At 71.1% G+C, this 19,846-nt stretch carries 16 protein-coding genes; 12 read left to right on the top strand and 4 right to left on the bottom strand.

The features are described from left to right. Window positions 1-10: 10 nt before the first annotated feature. The 3 genes from QWJ13_RS19735 to QWJ13_RS19725 all read right to left on the bottom strand — a co-directional run bounded on the left by QWJ13_RS19735 (window position 11) and on the right by QWJ13_RS19725 (window position 2,855). On the bottom strand, window positions 11-766 hold the full coding sequence (locus QWJ13_RS19735; RefSeq protein WP_316526051.1) for an ABC transporter ATP-binding protein: 756 nt from the start codon (window positions 764-766) through the stop codon (window positions 11-13). Window positions 767-990: 224 nt separating this feature from the next. After that, a complete protein-coding gene (locus tag QWJ13_RS19730; RefSeq protein WP_316526050.1) occupies window positions 991-2,385 on the bottom strand; it encodes an aspartate aminotransferase family protein in 1,395 nt (464 codons plus the stop codon). Beyond that, on the bottom strand, window positions 2,382-2,855 hold the full coding sequence (locus QWJ13_RS19725) for an Lrp/AsnC family transcriptional regulator (protein ID WP_030243538.1): 474 nt from the start codon (window positions 2,853-2,855) through the stop codon (window positions 2,382-2,384). Before QWJ13_RS19725 ends, QWJ13_RS19730 begins: the two co-directional genes overlap by 4 nt. A gap of 253 nt (window positions 2,856-3,108) precedes the next feature. Here QWJ13_RS19725 and QWJ13_RS19720 point away from each other — a divergent pair, with 253 nt between their 5' ends. The 3 genes from QWJ13_RS19720 to QWJ13_RS19710 all read left to right on the top strand — a co-directional run bounded on the left by QWJ13_RS19720 (window position 3,109) and on the right by QWJ13_RS19710 (window position 7,413). Continuing rightward, window positions 3,109-4,602 carry a gamma-aminobutyraldehyde dehydrogenase gene (locus QWJ13_RS19720; RefSeq protein WP_316526049.1) on the top strand — a complete coding sequence of 498 codons (1,494 nt, stop codon included), beginning with the start codon at window positions 3,109-3,111 and terminating at the stop codon, window positions 4,600-4,602. A gap of 183 nt (window positions 4,603-4,785) precedes the next feature. Beyond that, entirely contained in the window at window positions 4,786-6,144 is a 1,359-nt protein-coding gene (locus QWJ13_RS19715) for an aspartate aminotransferase family protein (RefSeq protein ID WP_316526048.1), read from the top strand. A 66-nt stretch (window positions 6,145-6,210) separates the two neighbouring features. Next, the gene (locus QWJ13_RS19710) at window positions 6,211-7,413 is read left to right on the top strand and encodes a polyamine ABC transporter substrate-binding protein (RefSeq protein ID WP_316526047.1); all 1,203 of its coding nucleotides are present in this window, start codon (window positions 6,211-6,213) and stop codon (window positions 7,411-7,413) included. Window positions 7,414-7,419: 6 nt separating this feature from the next. Here the strand turns inward: QWJ13_RS19710 and QWJ13_RS19705 are convergent, their stop codons facing one another. Next, complete coding sequence (locus QWJ13_RS19705) at window positions 7,420-9,072, bottom strand: PucR family transcriptional regulator (RefSeq protein WP_316526046.1); 1,653 nt, start codon at window positions 9,070-9,072, stop codon at window positions 7,420-7,422. A gap of 288 nt (window positions 9,073-9,360) precedes the next feature. On the opposite strand from QWJ13_RS19705, the gene QWJ13_RS19700 reads away from it, so the two are divergent. The 9 genes from QWJ13_RS19700 to QWJ13_RS19660 all read left to right on the top strand — a co-directional run bounded on the left by QWJ13_RS19700 (window position 9,361) and on the right by QWJ13_RS19660 (window position 19,730). Next, entirely contained in the window at window positions 9,361-10,872 is a 1,512-nt protein-coding gene (locus QWJ13_RS19700) for a gamma-aminobutyraldehyde dehydrogenase (protein ID WP_316526045.1), read from the top strand. Window positions 10,873-10,927: 55 nt separating this feature from the next. Continuing rightward, window positions 10,928-12,178: a polyamine ABC transporter substrate-binding protein gene (locus tag QWJ13_RS19695; RefSeq protein WP_316526044.1), complete on the top strand. Its 1,251-nt coding sequence runs from the start codon at window positions 10,928-10,930 to the stop codon at window positions 12,176-12,178. Between the two features lie 41 nt (window positions 12,179-12,219). Then, window positions 12,220-13,362, top strand: a complete 1,143-nt coding sequence (locus QWJ13_RS19690; protein WP_316526043.1) for an ABC transporter ATP-binding protein — start codon at window positions 12,220-12,222, stop codon at window positions 13,360-13,362. Continuing rightward, the gene (locus QWJ13_RS19685; protein WP_316526042.1) at window positions 13,359-14,303 is read left to right on the top strand and encodes an ABC transporter permease; all 945 of its coding nucleotides are present in this window, start codon (window positions 13,359-13,361) and stop codon (window positions 14,301-14,303) included. The genes QWJ13_RS19690 and QWJ13_RS19685 overlap by 4 nt, the downstream gene beginning before the upstream one ends. Next, a complete protein-coding gene (locus QWJ13_RS19680) occupies window positions 14,303-15,106 on the top strand; it encodes an ABC transporter permease (RefSeq protein ID WP_316526040.1) in 804 nt (267 codons plus the stop codon). Before QWJ13_RS19685 ends, QWJ13_RS19680 begins: the two co-directional genes overlap by 1 nt. A gap of 63 nt (window positions 15,107-15,169) precedes the next feature. Then, on the top strand, window positions 15,170-16,564 hold the full coding sequence (locus tag QWJ13_RS19675) for an NAD(P)/FAD-dependent oxidoreductase (protein ID WP_316526038.1): 1,395 nt from the start codon (window positions 15,170-15,172) through the stop codon (window positions 16,562-16,564). A 125-nt stretch (window positions 16,565-16,689) separates the two neighbouring features. Then, window positions 16,690-17,118, top strand: a complete 429-nt coding sequence (locus QWJ13_RS19670; RefSeq protein WP_316526037.1) for a bifunctional DNA primase/polymerase — start codon at window positions 16,690-16,692, stop codon at window positions 17,116-17,118. A gap of 70 nt (window positions 17,119-17,188) precedes the next feature. After that, window positions 17,189-17,980: a nucleotidyl transferase AbiEii/AbiGii toxin family protein gene (locus tag QWJ13_RS19665; RefSeq protein WP_316526036.1), complete on the top strand. Its 792-nt coding sequence runs from the start codon at window positions 17,189-17,191 to the stop codon at window positions 17,978-17,980. 226 nt (window positions 17,981-18,206) lie between these two features. Beyond that, window positions 18,207-19,730, top strand: a complete 1,524-nt coding sequence (locus QWJ13_RS19660; RefSeq protein ID WP_316526035.1) for a CoA-acylating methylmalonate-semialdehyde dehydrogenase — start codon at window positions 18,207-18,209, stop codon at window positions 19,728-19,730. The last annotated feature ends 116 nt before the right edge of the window (window positions 19,731-19,846 follow it).

The following is a 19,846-nucleotide window of genomic DNA, read 5'->3' as shown; positions in this document are numbered from 1 at the left end:
CTCGGCGCCGTCAGCGGCGGGTGGCCGTGATGGCGGACGCTCCGGCGACCCCGGGGGCGGTGGTGCCGCGGGGGACGGGGGCGACGGGAGTGGCGAGCCGTCCGTCGACGAGGGCGACGGCGCGGTCCGCGAACCGGACGAGCTCGGGGTCGTGGGTGGCCAGGACGAGGGTGAGCTGGTGCGAGCGGGCCGCGCTGGTCAGTATCCGCATGACCTGGTCGGCGGCCTCGCGGTGCAGCGGTGCGGTGGGGTCGTCGGCGAAGACCACGGGCGGCAGCGGGGCCAGGGCGCGGGCGACGGCGACCCGCTGGCGCCGGCTCTGGACCAGCCGCTCGGGGCGCAGCCGGGCGCAGTCGCCGACGTCGAGGCGCTCCAGCCACTCGTCGGCGGCGGTGTAGGCGGCCTTGTTGCCGGCTCCGGCGAGCAGCAGCGGCAGGGCGACGTTCTCCCGGGCGGTCAGTTCGGGCACCAGGTGCGGCTCGGAGCCGACGAAGCCGAAGCGGTCGCGGCGCAGCCGTTCGCGTCCGGCCCGGGCGAGGGTGTGCACGGGGGCGCTGTTGAACCAGACCTCGCCCTCGTCGACCGGGAGTTGCGCGGAGAGGCAGCCGAGCAGGGTGCTCTTGCCGGAGCCGCGCGGGCCGGTGACGGCGAGCACTTCGCCGTCGCGGACGCCGATCGAGATGCCGCGCAGGGCGGGGGTCCCCTCATGGGACTTGACGATCCCTCGGGCCCACAGCACGTCGTTGTCAGGCGGTGCCGCTGACATCAGGTTCCATCCTGGGTGGCCGCAGGGATATGACAGTCGTCAGATTAGAACGACCGGGGTCGGTCGCGGTTGCGGCACACTGGTCCATCACGGGCAAATCACCCGCATTCAGGCATGTTTGGTCGTACGACTGTGATGTTGAACGGATCGGGAGACGCCGAAGGGCGGTCCCGCGGGGAGCGGGACCGCCCTTCGGCGGAGGGTGGGGAAGAAGGCTCAGGGGATCAGATCTTCGCCCACGCGTCGGTCAGGCTGGTCCGCAGGATCTGCTCGATCTCGTCGAAGGTCGACTGGTCGGAGATCAGCGGCGGGGCCAGCTGGATGACCGGGTCGCCACGGTCGTCGGCGCGGCAGTACAGGCCGTTGTCGAAGAGGGCCTTCGACAGGAAGCCGTAGAGGACGCGCTCGACCTCTTCGTCGTTGAACGACTCCTTGGTGACCTTGTCCTTCACGAGCTCGATGCCGTAGAAGTACCCGTTGCCGCGGACGTCGCCGACGATCGGCAGGTCGCGCAGCTTGTTCAGGGTGCCCAGGAACGCGGACTCGTTGTCGAGCACGTGCTGGTTCAGGCCCTCGCGCTCGAAGATGTCGAGGTTGGCCAGCGCCACCGCGGAGGAGACCGGGTGGCCACCGAAGGTGTAGCCGTGCAGGAAGGTGTTGTCACCCTTGTAGAACGGCTCGGCGAGGCGGTCCGAGATGATCGTGGCGCCGATCGGGGAGTAACCCGAGGTCATGCCCTTGGCGCAGGTGATCATGTCGGGCTGGTAGCCGAACTTGTCGGCGCCGAACATGGTGCCCAGGCGGCCGAAGGCGCAGATGACCTCGTCCGAGACCAGCAGCACGTCGTGGCGGTCGCAGATCTCGCGCAGGCGCTGGAAGTACCCGGGCGGCGGCGGGAAGCAGCCACCGGCGTTCTGCACCGGCTCGACGAAGACGGCGGCGACGGTCTCGGCGCCCTCGTTGAGGATGGCCACCTCGATCTCGTCGGCGCACCAGCGGCCGTAGGCCTCGGGGTCGACCGTGCCGTCCGGGCCCTCAAGGAAGGCCGGGGCGCGGTAGATGTTGGTGTTCGGGGCCTTGTGGGTGCCCGGCACCAGCGGCTCGAACGGGGCCTTCAGGCCCGGCAGGCCGGTGATCGACAGGGCGCCCTGGGGGGTGCCGTGGTAGGCGACGGCGCGCGAGATGACCTTGTACTTGGTCGGCTTGCCGGTCAGCTTGAAGTACTGCTTGGCAAGCTTCCAGGCGGTCTCGACGGCCTCGCCGCCACCGGTGGAGAAGAAGACCTTGTTCAGGTCGCCCGGGGCGTAGTTGGCCAGGCGCTCGGCCAGCTCGACGGCCTTCGGGTGGGCGTAGCTCCACACCGGGAAGAAGGCGAGCTCCTTGGCCTGCTTGGCGGCGGCCTCGGCGAGCTCCTCACGGCCGTGGCCGGCCTGGACGACGAACAGGCCGGCGAGGCCGTCGAGGTACTTGCGTCCCTTGTCGTCCCAGACGTAGGTGCCCTCGCCCTTGACGATCGTCGGCACGGGGGAGTTCTCGTACGACGACATGCGGGTGAAGTGCATCCACAGGTGGTCGTAGGCGGTCTTGGAAAGGTCCTTCTGCGCCGGGTCGGCTGTCATCGGGTGCCCCAGGTGTAGGTCTGTTTCCGGAGCTTCAGGTAAACGAAGCTCTCGGTGCTCCGCACGCCGGGAAGGGCGCGGATGCGCTTGTTGATCAGTTCGAGCAGGTGCTCGTCGTCCTCGCAGACCAGTTCGGCCAGGAGGTCGAACGAGCCTGCGGTGCAGACGACGTAGTCGACCTCGTCGAGGGCGGCCAACGCGTCGGCGACGGGCTCGATGTCGCCCTCGACCCGGATTCCGACCATCGCCTGGCGGGTGAAGCCGACGGTGAGCGGGTCCGTGACGGCGACGATCTGCATCACGCCCTGGTCGAGCAGCTTCTGGACGCGCTGCCGCACGGCTGCCTCGGACAGGCCGACGGCCTTTCCGATGGCGGCGTACGGGCGGCGCCCGTCCTCCTGGAGCTGCTCGATGATCGCCTTGGAGGCGGCGTCGAGGGGAACGCTGGCGTTCCGGTCGCGGTTGGCCACGCGGCCACTGTGCCTGATCGTTCCTGCGTTCGCAAGCTCGGTAGCTGCTGATTTCGTCGTGATCTTGGAAATCATATGCGGATTTCATCGTCCAAGCGCGCTCGACCTGTCGATACCGGCAGTCGTGCGGCTACCCTGGCCCGGTACGCGCGTGAACCCCGGCTGGGTCGCCGCACGTACCGCCACCAGTGGACCGCGCCGCCTGCGGCCCGGCCACTCGGAGCCCTTCGTACGCCGGATCGGCCGACGTACCATGGCGCCGGAATCTGCAACGCCGCAGGCCCAGACCGAGGAGAGATCCGTGAGCGACCTTCGCACGCTGCGCAACTACATCAACGGTGAGTTCGTCGACGCGGCTGACGGCCGCACGCTCGACATCGTCGACCCGACCACCGGCGAGGTCTACGCGACGTCGCCGCTGTCGGGTGCCGCTGACGTGGACGCCGCCATGGCCTCCGCCGCCGCCGCGTTCCCGATCTGGCGCGACGCCACCCCGAGCACCCGGCAGAAGCTGCTGCTCAAGATCGCCGACGCGGTCGAGGCCCGTGCCGACGAGATCGTCGACGCCGAGGTGCGCAACACCGGCAAGCCCCGCGCGATGACCCTCTCCGAGGAGATCGGCCCGATGGTGGACCAGATCCGGTTCTTCGCCGGTGCCGCCCGCCTGCTGGAGGGCAAGGCCGCCGGTGAGTACATGGACGGGATGACCTCGATCATCCGCCGCGAGCCGGTCGGCGTCTGCGCCCAGGTCGCGCCGTGGAACTACCCGATGATGATGGCCGTCTGGAAGTTCGCCCCGGCCATCGCCGCGGGCAACGCCGTCGTGCTGAAGCCGTCCGACACCACCCCGGCCTCCACCGTGCTGCTGGCCGAGATCATCGGCGGCATCCTCAAGGACATGGAGCTGCCGGCCGGCGTCTTCAACGTCATTTGCGGTGACCGCGAGACCGGCAAGCTGATGGTCGAGCACAAGACCCCGGCGATGGCCTCCATCACCGGCTCGGTCCGCGCCGGCATCTCGGTCGCCGAGTCGGCCTCCAAGGACGTCAAGCGCGTCCACCTGGAGCTGGGCGGCAAGGCCCCGGTCGTGGTCTTCGAGGACGCCGACATCGCCGAGGCCGTCGAGGGCATCTCGATGGCGGGCTACTTCAACGCCGGCCAGGACTGCACCGCCGCCACCCGCGTGCTGGTGCACGAGTCGATCCACGACGCCTTCGTCGAGGCGCTGGCCAAGGCCGCGGCCGAGACCAAGACCGGCGGCGTGGACGACGAGGACGTGCTCTACGGTCCGCTGAACAACGCCAACCAGCTGAAGCAGGTCTCCGGCTTCATCGAGCGGCTGCCCGCCCACGCCAAGGTCGAGGCCGGTGGCCACCGGGTCGGCGACCAGGGCTACTTCTACGCCCCGACCGTCGTCTCCGGCCTGAACCAGGACGACGAGATCATCCAGAACGAGGTCTTCGGCCCGGTCATCACCGTGCAGAAGTTCACCGACGAGGACCAGGCCGTCTCGTACGCCAACGGCGTCGAGTTCGCGCTGGCCTCCTCGGTGTGGACCAAGGACCACGCCCGCGCCATGCGGATGTCGCGCCGTCTGGACTTCGGCTGCGTCTGGATCAACACCCACATCCCGCTGGTCGCCGAGATGCCGCACGGTGGCTTCAAGAAGTCCGGCTACGGCAAGGACCTGTCGGCGTACGGCTTCGAGGACTACACCCGCGTGAAGCACGTCATGACCGCGATCTGAGCGGGTCATGGCCGTCGAGCGCAGGATGACCGCGATCTGATGTGTTGACGATCATGTGAAATGACTGTGGGCCCGGGTCGAGAAGACCCGGGCCCACGGTCTTTGCACCCTGTCGGCGGTTCGAGGGACCGGCTGACACGATGGAACTGCCCATCGGGGGCGGGCCGCCCTAGCCTTACCGGCATGAGCATCCCCACCGCTGACCCAGCCGCCGGCCAGGCGGTCAAGGCCGCCGACCGCGCGCACGTCTTCCACTCGTGGTCCGCCCAGGCGCTGATCGACCCCCTCGCGGTGGCCGGCGCCGAGGGCTCGTACTTCTGGGACTACGACGGCAACCGCTACCTCGACTTCTCCTCGCAGCTGGTGAACACCAACATCGGGCACCAGCACCCGAAGGTGGTCGCCGCGATCCAGGAGCAGGCGGCGAAGCTCTGCACCATCGCGCCCGGCTTCGCCGTCGAGTCGCGCAGCGAGGCCGCCCGGCTGATCGCCGAGCGCACCCCCGGCGACCTGGACAAGATCTTCTTCACCAACGGCGGCGCCGAGGCCAACGAGAACGCCATCCGGCTGGCCCGGCTGCACACCGGCCGGCAGAAGGTGCTGTCCACCTACCGCTCGTACCACGGCGCCACCGCCAACGCGATCGCCCTCACCGGCGACCCGCGGCGCTGGGCCAACGAGACCGGTGTCTCCGGCGTGGTGCACTTCTGGGGGCCGTACCCGTACCGCACCAACTTCCACGCCGAGAACGAGGCGCAGGAGTGCGAGCGCGCGCTGGAGCACCTGGAGCAGGTGATCGCGTTCGAGGGGCCCGGCACGGTCGCGGCGATCATCCTGGAGACGGTGGTCGGCACCGCCGGCATCCTGGTCCCGCCGCCCGGCTACCTGGCCGGGGTGCGGGAGATCTGCGACCGCTACGGGATCGTGTTCATCCTGGACGAGGTGATGGCCGGCTTCGGCCGCACCGGCGAGTGGTTCGCCGCCGACCACTGGGGCGTCACCCCGGACCTGCTCACCTTCGCCAAGGGCGTCAACTCCGGTTACGTGCCGCTGGGCGGCGTGGCGATCAGCGCCGAGATCGCGGCCACCTTCGCCGAGCGGGCCTTCCCCGGCGGGCTCACCTACTCCGGCCACCCGCTGGCCTGCGCCTCCGCGGTGGCGACCATCGCCACCATGGCGGAGGAGGGCATCGTCGAGCACGCCAAGCACATCGGCGAGACGGTCCTCGGCCCCGGCCTGCGCGAGCTGGCCGAGCGGCACCCGTCGATCGGCGAGGTCCGCGGCCTCGGCGTGTTCTGGGCGCTCGACCTGGTGAAGGACCGGGAGACCCGCGAGCCGCTGGTGCCCTACAACGCGGCCGGCGCCGCCAACGCGCCGATGGCCGAGCTGGCCGCCGCCTGCAAGCAGCGCGGGCTCTGGCCGTTCGTCAACATGAACCGCTTCCACGTCGTCCCGCCGTGCACCGTCACCGAGGAGGAGGCCAAGGCCGGCCTCGCCGTCCTGGACGAGGTGCTGTCGCTCACCGACGCGCACACTGTCTGACGTTCCCACCAGGACGGCCCCGGGCACGCGGTGTCCGGGGCCGTCCCACGCTCCGGAAGGCCGCTCATGCCCAGCCGCACCACCCTGACCCGCCGTCCCCTCGACTCGCGTTCCCTGCGCCGACGTTCCGTGCTCGGCGGGGCCGCGCTGCTCGGTGCCGGCACGCTGACCGGCTGCGGCATCCCGTCCGCGTACGTGGCGGAGGACCGCCGCTCGGCGCCGGACCGCTCGGAGGGCGACAAGCGGCTCGCCTTCTCCAACTGGACGCAGTACATCGACACCGATGACGCCGGCGGGCGCCCGACCCTGGACGCCTTCAGCGCGGAGAGCGGGGTCGCGGTCACCTACACCGAGGACATCAACGACAACGACGAGTTCTTCGGCAAGATCAGCCCGGTGCTCACCCAGGGCGCCGCCCCCGGCCGGGACCTGATGGTGATCAGCGACTGGATGGCCGGCCGGTACGTGTCGCTGGGCTGGGTGCAGGCCATGGACCGGGACAACCTGCCCAACGTCACGGCCAACCTGGACCCGCAGCTCGCCGACCCGGCCTTCGACCCCGGGCGCAAGCGCAGCGTGCCGTGGCAGTCCGGGATCACCGGCATCGCCTACAACCGCAAGGCGCTCGGCCGGGAGATCAAGTCCACCGCCGACCTGTGGGCGCCCGACCTCAAGGGCCGGGTCACGCTGTTCGCCGGGCTGGACGAAGCGCTCGGGCTGCTGATGCTCTCCCAGGGCGCGGACATCACCGGGTTCACCGACGACGACGCGCGCAAGGCGATGGACCTGGTGCAGAAGTCGGTGGACAGCGGCCACGTCCGGCGCTTCACCGGCAACGACTACACCAGCGACCTCGCCTCCGGTGCGGCGCTCGCCTGCCAGGCCTACTCCGGCGACGCCGTCCAACTCACCGCCGAGAACCCGGACATCGAGTTCGTGGTGCCCGAGGAGGGCGGCGAGCTGTGGGCGGAGAGCCTGATGATCCCCAACCGGGCCGGCCACAAGCGCAACGCCGAGCTCCTGATCGACTACTACTACCGGCCCGAGGTGGCCGCCGAACTCGCCGCGTTCGTCCAGTACATCTGCCCGGTGCCGGCCGCCCGCGAGGTGCTGGCGGCCAGCGGCGAGAAGGAGAAGGCCGAACTCGCCGAGAACCCGCTGGTGTTCCCGACCGACGAGATGCGCGCCCGGCTGCACACCATGCGCGACGTCACCTCGGCCGAGCGGCCCGAACTGCACAAGATCTGGGGCCGCATCACCGGGGTGTGAGCCCCGTCAGCGGCGCACCGCGTCCAGGGCGAGCAGCGCCACGTGCAGCGAGAGGCAGGACTCCACCTGGTCGAGGTCGACGCCGAGGATGCGCTCGACCTTGTGCAGCCGGTCGTAGAAGGACGGCCGGGACAGGTGCGCGGCGTCCGCGGCCGCCGACTTGTTCCGGCCCTGTTCCAGGTAGATCCGCAGCATCTGCACCAACTGGCCGTTGTGCTCCGCGTCGTGGGCCAGCAGCGGGCCCAACTCCCGCTCCACGTACGTCTGTAGCCGGGCATCGTCGCGCAACAGGTGGAGCAGGCCGCGCAGTCGGACGTCCGGCAGCCGGTAGTAGGAGGAGCTGCGGCCGCCGGGCGCGTCGTGCAGGGCGGCGTCGGCGACCTGGGTGGCCTCCAGCAGGGTGCGCCGGGCGTCGCGCACCGAGCCGACCGAGGAGCCGACCGCGACCACCGGGCCCGCCGGATCGGTGCCCTCCCGGCCGGACTCGGCCGACATCCGGCGCAGCGCGGCCGACAGGGCGTCCAGCGAGGCGTGCTCGTCCTGCTGGGTGCCGAGCGCGATCAGCAGGCCGACGGCCTCGTCGTCCAGCGCGCCGACCAGGGCGGTCAGCCGGCAGGCCCGGACCGCGCCGGCGGCCAGCTCGGTGAAGTCGCGCAGCCGGGCCTGCGCCTCCAGGGCGGCCGGGATCGGCCCGCGCCGCTGGCGCAGCACCACGCCGACCAGCCGGCGGCCCTCCAGTGGGACGCCGAGGGCCTGGGCGCGCAGCGAGGCCTCGGAGACGGTCAGCGCGTGAGTGAGGATGCCGGAGAGCAGGGTGCGGTGGGTCTGCCGCTCCAGGCTCTCCCGGTCGCGCACCACCAGCCGGTTGAGCGCCAGCGCGGAGGCGCCGCGTTCCAGCAGCATGGTGTGGGGGTGGGCCTCGCCCGCGGGCAGCGCGCCGGGTTCCTGCACCAGCACCAGCCGGCCCCAGTCCTGGCCGCGGGCGCCGACGGTGGTGACCAGCCAGCCGCTGCGCGGGTCGTGGCCGGTGCGCCCGGTCGGCCGGACCCCGCGCGAGCGGCGCTCCCAGTCCTCCAGGACCTCGGCCTCCGGGCGTCCGGCGGTGTTGTGGGCGAGTACCTGGTGGGCCAGGTTCTCCAGGACGACCGGCGCACCCGCCATCCGGGCCACTTGGCGGATCACCTCGGGCGCCTCGGCGCCCTCCACCACCAGCTCGTTGAAGACCTGGTGGACGGATTCGGAGGCGCGCAGCTGCTCCAGCTGGGTGTTGACCACCAGCGCGTGCACGGCCTCGGTGACGGCGACGAAGCGCAGCTCCCGGCGGAGCGTGATCAGCGGCAGCCCGCGCTGCTCGGCGGCGTTGACCAGGGCGCGGGGGAGCGAGTCGAAGTAGCGCCGCCCGAACTCGACGACCAGGCCGGCCACCCCGACCTCGTCCAGCTCGCGGACGTAGCGGGCCAGGCCCTCGCGGTGCTCGGGCAGTGCGATGCCCGTGGTCAGCACCAGTTCGCCGCCGCGGAGCATCCCGGCGACGTCGGGCAGCTCGCTGACGTGCACCCAGCGGACCGGCCGCTCCAGGTGGTCGGCGCCGGCCACCACCTGGGGCAGGCCGCGCCGCATCACGTCCAGATCGAGGATTCGGGCGACGGTGGGGAGCATCGCGGGCCTCCGGGGGCCGGGGGAACCGGAGCAGGGGACTCCGGACGGTCGGGTCGTTCAGGGGGTGTTCAGGAGTCAGGGTGTCAGGTAAATCATCCATCGCGGCGACGACCTGTTGCCCTGCCCGCACCCTTGCACCCTGTAAGGCCCTTCGTGTCGAGATTGCCGGAGTGACCCTTGTCACCCCAACCCCGCAACGGGCAAGGTCAGCGGGACCGCAGACCCCGGCGCGGACGCCTGACCCGCGACGGTCGAAAGCGGTCGAACCACGGCACTTGGAGGAACCAGATGGACCTGACCGACTTCGGCCCGGGCGCGCAGTACATCGCGGGCCGCCAGACCCGGGGGAGCGGTGAACCCTTCCAGGTCGTCAACCCCGCCGACGGCAGCGTCGTCGAGCAGGTCGCGCTGGCCACCGCCGAGGACGTGGACGCCGCCGTCGCCGCCGCGAAGGCCGCCCTGCCCGGCTGGTCCTCGGCCACCCCCGGCGCACGCTCCGAGGCGCTCACCCGGCTGGCCGCCGTCCTGGGCGAGGCGGCGGGCGACCTGGCCCGGGTGGAGACCGCGCAGACCGGCAAGCCCGTCAAGCTGGCCACCGAGTTCGACGTCCCCGGCACCATCGACAACGCCGCCTTCTTCGCCGGCGCCGCCCGCAACCTGGAGGGCAAGGCGGCCGGCGAGTACTCCGGCGACCACACCTCCTACGTACGGCGCGAGGCGGTCGGCGTGGTCGGCTCGATCTCGCCGTGGAACTACCCGTTGCAGATGGCCGCCTGGAAGATCCTCCCGGCGATCGCCGCCGGCAACACCATCGTCCTCAAACCGGCCGAACTGACCCCGCTGACCTCGCTGATGTTCGCCCGGGCCTGCACCGCCGCGGGCATCCCGGACGGCGTGGTGAACGTGGTCACCGGCGCCGGACGCGACGCGGGCGAGCACCTGGTCGGGCACCCGGACGTCGCGATGGTCTCCTTCACCGGCTCCACCGCCGTCGGCAAGCGGGTCGCCGAGATCGCCACCGCGAGCGTCAAGCGCACCCACCTGGAACTCGGCGGCAAGGCCCCGTTCGTGGTCTTCGACGACGCCGACCTGGACGCCGCCGTGCACGGCGCGGTCGCCGCCTCGCTGATCAACGGCGGCCAGGACTGCACCGCCGCCACCCGCGCGTACGTCCAGCGCCCGCTGTACGACGCCTTCGTGGCCCGGGTGGCCGAGCTGTACGCGGCGATCCGGATCGGCGACCCGCTGGACCCCCGCACCGACCTCGGCCCGCTGGTCTCGTACACCCACCGGGACCGGGTGGCCGGCTTCGTGGAGCGCGCCCGCTCGTACGCCACCGTGGTCACCGGCGGCCGGGCACCCGAGAAGGGCCACGACGGCACCGACCTCACCCGGGGCGCGTACTACCGGCCCACCCTGATCACCGGCGCGGCCCAGGACAGCGAGGTCGTGCAGGGCGAGATCTTCGGCCCCGTGCTGGTCGTGCTGCCCTTCGACGGCGACGACGAGGGCCTGCGGCTGGCCAACGACACCCCGTACGGCCTGGCCGCCTCCGCCTGGACGAGCAATGTGCACCGCTCGCTGCGCGCCACCCGGGAGATCGCGGCCGGCTGCGTCTGGGTCAACGACCACATCCCGATCATCAGCGAGATGCCGCACGGCGGCTCCAAGGCGTCCGGCTACGGCAAGGACATGTCCCAGTACTCGCTGGACGAGTACACCCAGGTCAAGCACGTCATGTTCGACACCACCGCGGTGGCCCGCAAGGACTGGCACCGCACCGTCTTCGGAGACAGATAACCCCTCGGCCCACGCGGGTGCCCCCACACCCCGACTCCTCCAGGAGGCCCGTTCCATGGCGTTCAACGAGCTCACCGACGGTCTGCCCGAACCGGTCCGCAGGGCCTGGGAACGCAGCCTGACCAACGGTCGGGCCGCACTCGGCCGCCGCACCCTGCTGCGCGCCGCCGCCCTGACCGCCGGAGCGGGCACCCTGGCCGCCTGCGGCATCCCGGCGGCCCCCAGGGCGACCGGCGACTCGACCGCGAACGCCGCCCCGGACCTCTCGGAGTCGCAGAAGGAGGTGGACTTCTCCAACTGGCCGCTGTACATCGACACGGACGAGAAGGACAAGGAGAAGCACGGCACCCTGGAGGCCTTCACCGAGGCCACCGGCATCAAGGTCAAGTACAACGAGGACGTCAACGACAACGTCGAGTTCTTCGGCAAGGTCAAGCCGCAGCTCGCCTCCGGCCAGGACACCGGCCGCGACCTGATGGTGCTCACCGACTGGATGGCCGGCCGGCTGATCCGGCTCGGCTGGGCGCAGAAGCTCGACCCGGCGAACGTCACCACCGCGATCACCAACATCGAGGCGCGCTTCCGGGCCCCCGACTGGGACCCGGGCCGGCTGTACACCTACCCGTGGGCCGGCATCCAGACCGTCATCGCGTACAACCGCAAGGCCACCAAGGGGAAGGAGGTCACCAGCGTCTCCCAACTGCTGGACGACCCGGACCTCAAGGGCCGGGTGACCTTCCTCTCCGAGATGCGCGACAGCGTCGGGATGGTCCTGCTCGACCAGGGCAAGAGCACCGAGAAGTTCACCGCGGACGACTACGACGGCGCGGTGGCCCGCCTCCAGAAGGCCGTCGACAGCAAGCAGATCCGCCGCTTCACCGGCAACGACTACGGCCAGGAGCTCTCGGCCGGTGACATCGCGGCCTGCGTCGCCTGGGGCGGTGACCTGATCCAACTGCGCGCCGACAACCCGGACATCGAGTTCGTCATCCCGGAGCGGGGCTACATCGCCTCGACCGACAACCTGCTGGTCCCGGCCAAGGCGCAGCACAAGTCGAACGCGGAGAAGCTGATCGACTTCTACTATCAGCCGAAGATCGCGGCGCAGCTGGTCGCGGGCATCGGCTTCGTCTCCGCCGTCACCGGGATGAAGGACGAGCTCGTCGGCATCGCCCCGGACACCGCGGCCAACCCGCTGGTCGTACCCACCCCCGAGATGGCGGTCAAGGCGCACGTGTTCCGCACGCTCTCCGAGACCGAGGAGAGCGACTTCGAGCAGAAGTTCTCCAAGCTCATCGGCGCCTGACCCCCAACTCCCGGCAGAGAAACCCAGGAAGACACCACCCCATGACAGACCAGCAGCGCGAAGCGGCCGTCGGCGGCGACGTCCGGCTCACCGGCATCGGCAAGACCTACGGCTCCTTCACCGCCGTCCACCCGCTCGACCTGACCGTCCCGCAGGGCTCGTTCTTCGCCCTGCTCGGCGCCTCCGGCTGCGGCAAGACCACCACCCTGCGCATGATCGCCGGCCTGGAGGAGCCCACCAGCGGCACCGTCCTGATCGGCGGCCAGGACGTCACCGCCCTGCCCCCGTACAAGCGGCCGGTGAACACCGTCTTCCAGAGCTACGCGCTCTTCCCGCACCTGGACATCTTCGAGAACGTCGCCTTCGGCCTGCGCCGGCGAGGCAAGAAGGACGTCCGCAAGCAGGTCGACGAGATGCTGGAACTGGTCGAACTCGGCCAGTACGCCCGGCGCAAGCCGCACCAGCTCTCCGGCGGCCAGCAGCAGCGCGTCGCGGTCGCCCGCGCGCTGATCAACCACCCGCAGGTGCTGCTCCTGGACGAGCCGCTCGGCGCCCTCGACCTCAAGCTCCGCCGCCAGATGCAGCTGGAGCTCAAGCGGATCCAGACCGAGGTCGGCATCACCTTCGTGCACGTCACCCACGACCAGGAGGAGGCCATGACCATGGCCGACACCATCGCGGTGATGAACGGCGGCCGGGTCGAGCAACTGGGCGCGCCCGCCGATCTGTACGAGAACCCCGCCACCACCTTCGTGGCCAACTTCCTCGGCCAGTCCAACCTGCTGCCCGCCGAGGTCACCGGCACCGACGGCGGCGACCTGCTGCTCAGCGCGGCCGGCGCCCGGCTCGCGGTGCCCAAGGCACGCTGCGCCACCGACGCCAAGCGCGTCCACCTGGGCGTGCGCCCGGAGAAGATCACCATCATCCACGCCTCCGAGCCGGTCGCCGACGGCCGCAACGAGCTGGCCGGCACGGTGGTCGACTCCAGCTTCATCGGGGTCTCCACCCAGTACGTGGTGCGCACCGACGGCGGCCAGGAAGTCAGCGTCTTCGAACAGAACATGGAGCGCGACGCCCGGATCGTCCCCGGCGCCGCCGTCCGGCTGCACTGGAACCCGGCGCACTCCTTCGCCCTGGACGCCTCGCAGGCGATCGACGCGGGCACCGCGGAGGAGGCCGCATGACCGCCACCACCCCGGCCGCGCCGGCCCAGGCCCTACCCCCTGACGGCAGCCCCTCGGAAGGGGCCGAGCGCAAGCCCAGGCGCAAGCTCACCCCGTACTGGCTGCTGCTGCCCGGCATCGCCTGGCTGGTCGTCTTCTTCGCCGTCCCGATGCTCTACCAGGGCTCGACCTCGCTCCAGACCGGCTCGCTCGAAGAGGGCTTCAAGGTCACCTGGCACTTCTCGACCTACTGGGACGCCCTGGTCGAGTACAAGTGGCACTTCCTGCGCTCGTTCTCCTACGCGGCCGTCGCCACCGTGCTCTGCCTGGCCGTCGGCTACCCGCTGGCGTACACGATCGCCTTCAAGGCGAGCAAGCGCTGGCGCAACGTCATCCTGATCCTGGTCATCGCGCCGTTCTTCACCAGCTTCCTGATCCGCACGCTGGCCTGGAAGACCATCCTGTCCGACGGCGGCCCGGTGGTCGGCGCGCTGAACGCGCTGCACGTCCTGGACGTCACCAACCTGCTCGGCCTCACCGACGGCGACCGGGTGCTGGCCACGCCGCTCGCGGTGGTCTGCGGCCTCACCTACAACTTCCTGCCGTTCATGATCCTGCCGCTGTACACCTCGCTGGAGCGGATCGACCCCCGCCTGCACGAGGCGGCCGGCGACCTCTACGCCCGGCCGTTCACCACCTTCCGCAAGGTCACCTTCCCGATCTCGCTGCCGGGCGTCGTCGCGGGCACCCTGCTGACCTTCATCCCCGCCTCCGGCGACTACATCAACGCCCAGCTGCTGGGCTCGCCGAGCGAGCAGATGGTCGGCAACGGCATCCAGAAGCAGTTCCTGAACGTACTCGACTACCCCACGGCCGCCGCGCTGAGCTTCATCCTGATGGCCCTGATCCTGGGCATGGTGACGGTCTACATGCGCAAGGCCGGGACGGAGGATCTGGTCTGATGTCCCGGATTACCACGTGGATACGCGCCCACCTGGTGGTGCTGGCCGGCCTGCTGGCCCTCGCCTACCTGGTGCTGCCCAACCTGGTCGTGCTCGTCTTCTCGTTCAACAAGCCGGTGGGCAAGTTCAACTACGAGTGGAACGAGTTCTCCACCGACGCCTGGACCAACCCCTGCGGCGTGGCCGACATGTGCCAGTCGCTCTCGCTCAGCCTCCGGATCGCGGTGCTCGCCACCATCGGCGCCACCGTGCTCGGCACCATGGTCGCCTTCGCCCTGGCCCGCCACCGCTTCCGCGGCCGCTCCGCCACCAGCGCGATGATCTTCCTGCCGATGGCGATGCCCGAGGTGGTCATGGCCGCCTCGCTCGGGACGCTCTTCCTCAACATGCGCATCCCGTTCGGCTTCACCACCATCCTCATCGCGCACATCATGTTCTGCCTCAGCTTCGTGGTGACGGCGGTCAAGGCGCGCGTGATGAGCATGGACCCCCGGCTCGAACAGGCCGCCCAGGACCTCTACGCGACCCCCACCCAGACCTTCCTGAGGGTCACCCTGCCGCTGGCGGCGCCCGGCATCGCGGCGGGCGCGCTGCTCAGCTTCGCGCTCTCCTTCGACGACTTCATCATCACCCAGTTCAACTCGGGCCCGACCACGGTCACCTTCCCGATGTTCGTCTGGGGCGCCTCGCAGCGCGGCATCCCGGTGCAGGTGAACGTCATCGGCACCGCGATGTTCCTCGCCGCGGTCGTCCTGACCGTCGCCGGCCAGTGGCTGGGCAACCGCCGGAAGGCCACCGCCTGACGTACGGTCGGCAGCGGTGGCACGGACAACCATCACCTATTCGTGGAAAGTGGCTGATAATGCATGGATTCCGCCCGCGCACTCAGTGACGCCAGGCCCACCCCCTTCTGGCTGGAGGATCCCGGTCGGCCGGCGGCACTGCCCGCCCTGGTCGGCGACACCACCTGCGACCTGCTGGTCGTCGGCGGCGGCTACTCCGGCCTGTGGACCGCCCTCATCGCCAAGGAGCGCGACCCCTCGCTGGACGTCGTGCTGGTCGAGGGCAACGAGGTCGGGTGGGCCGCGTCCGGGCGCAACGGCGGATTCTGCGCGGCCAGCCTCACCCACGGCTTCGGCAACGGCCTGGACCGCTGGCCGTCCGAACTCGCCCAGCTGGAACGCCTCGGTGCCGCCAACCTCGACGGCATCGAGGCCACCCTCAAGCGCTACGGCATCGACGCCGAATGGGAGCGCACCGGCGAGATCGACGTCGCCACCCAGCCCCACCAGGTCGAGGAACTCCACGAGATCGCCGAGGCGGTCGCCCGCTACGGCTTCGACATCACCGTCCTGGACGCCGACCAGCTGCGCGCCGAGGTGAACTCGCCGACCTTCCTCGGCGGCCTCTGGGACAAGGAGGGCGTGGCGATGGTCCACCCCGCCAAGCTCGCCTGGGGCCTCAAGGACGCCTGCCTGAGCCAGGGCGTGCGGATCCACGAGCACACCCGGGCCACCGACCTGCGGGAGCACGGCAGCGGCATGGCCGCCCGCACCCCGTACGGCCGGGTCCTCGCCCGCAAGGTCGCGCTCGGCACCAATGTGTTCCCGTCCCTGCTCAAGCGGGTCCGCCCGTACATCGTCCCGGTGTACGACTACGCGCTGATGACCGAGCCGCTCAGCGACGAGCAGCTCGCCTCGATCGGCTGGCGCGGGCGGCAGGGCCTCGGCGACAGCGCCAACAAGTTCCACTACTTCCGGCTCTCCGCCGACAACCGCATCCTCTGGGGCGGCTACGACGCGGTCTACCACTTCGGCGGACACGTCCGGCACGAGTACGACCAGCGGCCGGAGACCTTCCGCACCCTGGCGGGCCACTTCTTCCGCTGCTTCCCGCAGCTGGAGGGGCTGCGCTTCACCCACGCCTGGGGCGGGGCGATCGACACCTGCAGCCGGTTCTCCGCCTTCTTCGACACCGGCTACCGGGGCAAGGTCGCGTACGCCGTCGGCTACACCGGGCTCGGCGTCGGCGCGACCCGCTTCGGCGCCGAGGTGATGCTCGACCTGCTGGCCGGGGAGCGCACCGAGCGCACCTCGCTGGACATGGTGCGCAGCAAGCCGCTGCCGTTCCCGCCCGAGCCGGTGCGCTGGGCCGGCATCGAACTCACCACCCGGTCACTGGAGCGGGCCGACCGCAACGGCGGCCACCGCAACCTCTGGCTGCGCACCCTCGACCGGATGGGGCTGGGCTTCGACAGCTGAATGCCCCCAACCGTGTAATCGGGACCCGCCGTCCGCCTCTCCCCGGTGACGGCGGGTCTCGCTCTTCCCGCCGTCACCGAACAGCGTCACCGAACAGGACGAACGGCGAGAAGCGGGGACACCACATGGAGAACACCGGACTGCACTGGCTCACGCAGGCGGCACCCGACCCGGACGCCCTCCGGGAGCGGTGGGAGCGCACCGGGCTGGGCCTGATGCCGCTGCCCGCCGGCCGACGCTGGGACGTCCTCGCCGTCCCCGGACGGCTCGGGCGCCCGGCCCTGGCCGCCCTGGACCCGCGCAGCCGGGGCCCGGTCCTCACCGACTCAGGGGGCGCGTACGTCAGCTTCCTGGTGCCCGTCGGCGCCGCCGACCGCTGGATCGGCACCGGGGTGCGCCGCGCGGGGGAGGGCACCTGGATCGTCGTTCCACACCCCGAGCGCGGCGGCCGGGCCGTGCGCTGGCTGGTTCCGCCGGACGGCTCCGGGCGGCTCAACGAGCTGGCGTCGCTGGAGCTCGCCCTGCACGCGGCGGCGGTGCTCGGCGGCCGGTGAGCCTTCCGGAGGCTCGGCGGGGCCCGGGCGGAGGGGCGCGCGGAGCCGGCGGTCGCGTCAGACTGGAGGCGTGACCACCGCCCCGCACGCTGTCGACGTGTCCCTCCGCCCGGGCCCCGCCCAGCTGCGCCTGGCCGCGCTCGCCGCACCCGTCTGCGAGCGGTACGGCCTCGCCCTGGCCGGCGGGCACGCGCTGCGCGCCCACGGGGTGGCGGCCTGCCCGCAGGACGGGCTCACCCTGGTCACCGGGGGCGCCGACCTGCCGGAGGTGGCCGCCGCACTGGGCGAGGCGTACCGGACGGCGGGCGGCGGGGCCGTCGAGCGGCCGGGCACGCCACGGCTGGAGCAGCTCACCGTGCGGCTGGCGCTGGGTGGGCGGTCGCACTCGGTCGAACTGCGCAAGGAGCCGCTGGGCCACCGGCCGGTACGGCTCGACCTCGGGCCGTCGGACGTTTCCGGGCCGTTCGGGGAGTCCGAGCCGGAGGAGCCGTCGGTGGTGCTGCCGGCCGTCGCCCTGGAGGACGCGGCCGCGCTGACCACCGCGCTGCTGGTGGACCGGGGCCTGCCGCGCGACCTGGTCGACGTGCGCGCCCTCACCCGCTGCTACCGGGAGGGCGAACTGCTCGCACTGGCGGGGGAGCTGGACCCGGACTTCCAGCCCACGGCGCTGGCCGACCGGCTGGAGGCGCTGGCCGAAGCGGCGGACGGGCGGTTCCGCGCCCGGGGTGTTCCGGCGGGAGAGGTGGACGAGCTGAAGCGGTGGGCGCTGGCGTGGGCGCAGGACCTGCGGCTGGACCTGCTGGAGACCCAGGAGGCGGCGGACGGGCTGCACGACCCGTACTTGGAGGACGAGGAGTCCTGAGGCCGGCCCGTTTCGGGGTTCCCACGTTCGGACTAGCGACCGGACGACCTGTAAGGCTGAATCCGTGATCCCCGTCAGCCTGTTCGTTGAGCAGGACCGAAGCGGCCACCAGACTGGAAGCGAGCGCGGTAGCCCCGTGATGTCCCGTCGCCCGCCCCAGCCGAGGGCGGCGCCAGACCGGACCGGTGGGCAGCGGGCCGCCCGGGACTTCGGAGGCAGACGGACCTTGAGCAAGCACATCATTCACTGGATCGGCGGCAAGCCGGTCGCCACCGCCGGTGCGGCCCCCCGTCGCGGCGATGTCTTCGACCCCGCCACCGGCCAGGTCGCCGGTCAGGTCGACTTCGCCGAGATCGCCGAGGTCGACCAGGCGGTGGCCGCCGCCGCCTCGGCCTTCACCGAGTGGCGCACCGCCTCGATCGCCAGGCGCACGACGGTGCTCTTCGCCTTCCGCGAGCTGCTGAACGCCCGCCGCGACGAGCTGGCCTCGATCGTCGTGGCCGAGCACGGAAAGGTGCACTCCGACGCCCTGGGCGAGATCGCCCGCGGCCTGGAGGTCGTCGAGTACGCCTGCGGCATCCCGCAGCTGATCAAGGGCGGCTTCACCGAGCAGGCCTCGACCGGCGTCGACGTCTACTCGATCCGCCAGCCGCTCGGCCCGGTCGCGGTCATCTCGCCGTTCAACTTCCCGGCCATGGTGCCGATGTGGTTCTTCGCGATCGCCATCGCGGCCGGAAACACCGTGGTGCTGAAGCCCTCGGAGAAGGACCCGTCCGCCGCCAACTTCCTCGCCGAGCTGTGGAAGGAGGCCGGCCTGCCGGACGGCGTCTTCAACGTCGTCCACGGCGACAAGGTGGCCGTCGACCGCCTGCTGGAGCACCCGGACATCAAGTCCGTCAGCTTCGTCGGCTCCACCCCGATCGCCCGCTACGTCTATGAGACCGGCACCCGCTACGGCAAGCGCGTGCAGGCCCTGGGCGGCGCCAAGAACCACATGCTGGTCCTGCCGGACGCCGACCTCGACCTCGCCGCCGACGCCGCCGTCAACGCCGGCTTCGGCGCGGCCGGCGAGCGCTGCATGGCGGTGTCCGTGCTGGTCGCGGTCGACCCGATCGGCGACGAGCTGGTCGAGAAGATCAAGCAGCGGATCGCCACCCTGAAGGTCGGCCCCGGCTGCAACGGCGACTCGGAGATGGGCCCGCTGGTCACCGGCCAGCACCGCGACAAGGTCACCTCGTACGTGGAGTCCGGTGTCGCCGACGGCGCCGAGCTCGCCGTGGACGGCCGCAAGCACCCGGTCACCGCCGAGGACAAGAACGGCTCGCCGACCTCCGACGGCTTCTGGCTCGGTCCGACGCTGTTCGACCACGTGAAGCCCGGCATGTCCGTCTACAACGACGAGATCTTCGGCCCGGTCCTCTCGGTCGTGCGCGTCGCCTCCTACGAGGAGGGCCTGGCGCTGATCAACGCCAACCCGTACGGCAACGGCACCGCCCTCTTCACCAATGACGGCGGCGCGGCCCGGCGCTTCCAGTTCGAGGTGGAGGTCGGCATGGTCGGCATCAACGTGCCGATCCCGGTCCCGGTCGCCTACTACTCCTTCGGCGGTTGGAAGGCCTCCCTGTTCGGCGACGCCCACGCGTACGGCCCGGACGGCGTGCAGTTCTTCACCCGGGGCAAGGCGGTGACCCAGCGCTGGCTGGACCCGTCGCACGGCGGCATCAACCTGGGCTTCCCCACCAACAGCTGAGCAGCGACGCCGCCACCGGCCGGACCCCTCCTCCAGGGGTCCGGCCGGCCGTCTTTGCCCGACGTTTGCATCCGCTGGCCTGAGCGCGTACAGTTCTTCGAGCTACCTGACAGGGA

The sequence above is a fragment of the Kitasatospora brasiliensis genome (assembly GCF_032654805.1).
Lineage (GTDB): Bacteria > Actinomycetota > Actinomycetes > Streptomycetales > Streptomycetaceae > Kitasatospora > Kitasatospora brasiliensis.
Note: the sequence above shows the minus strand (reverse complement) of the source record. Positions and strands in the feature narration are given on the sequence as shown.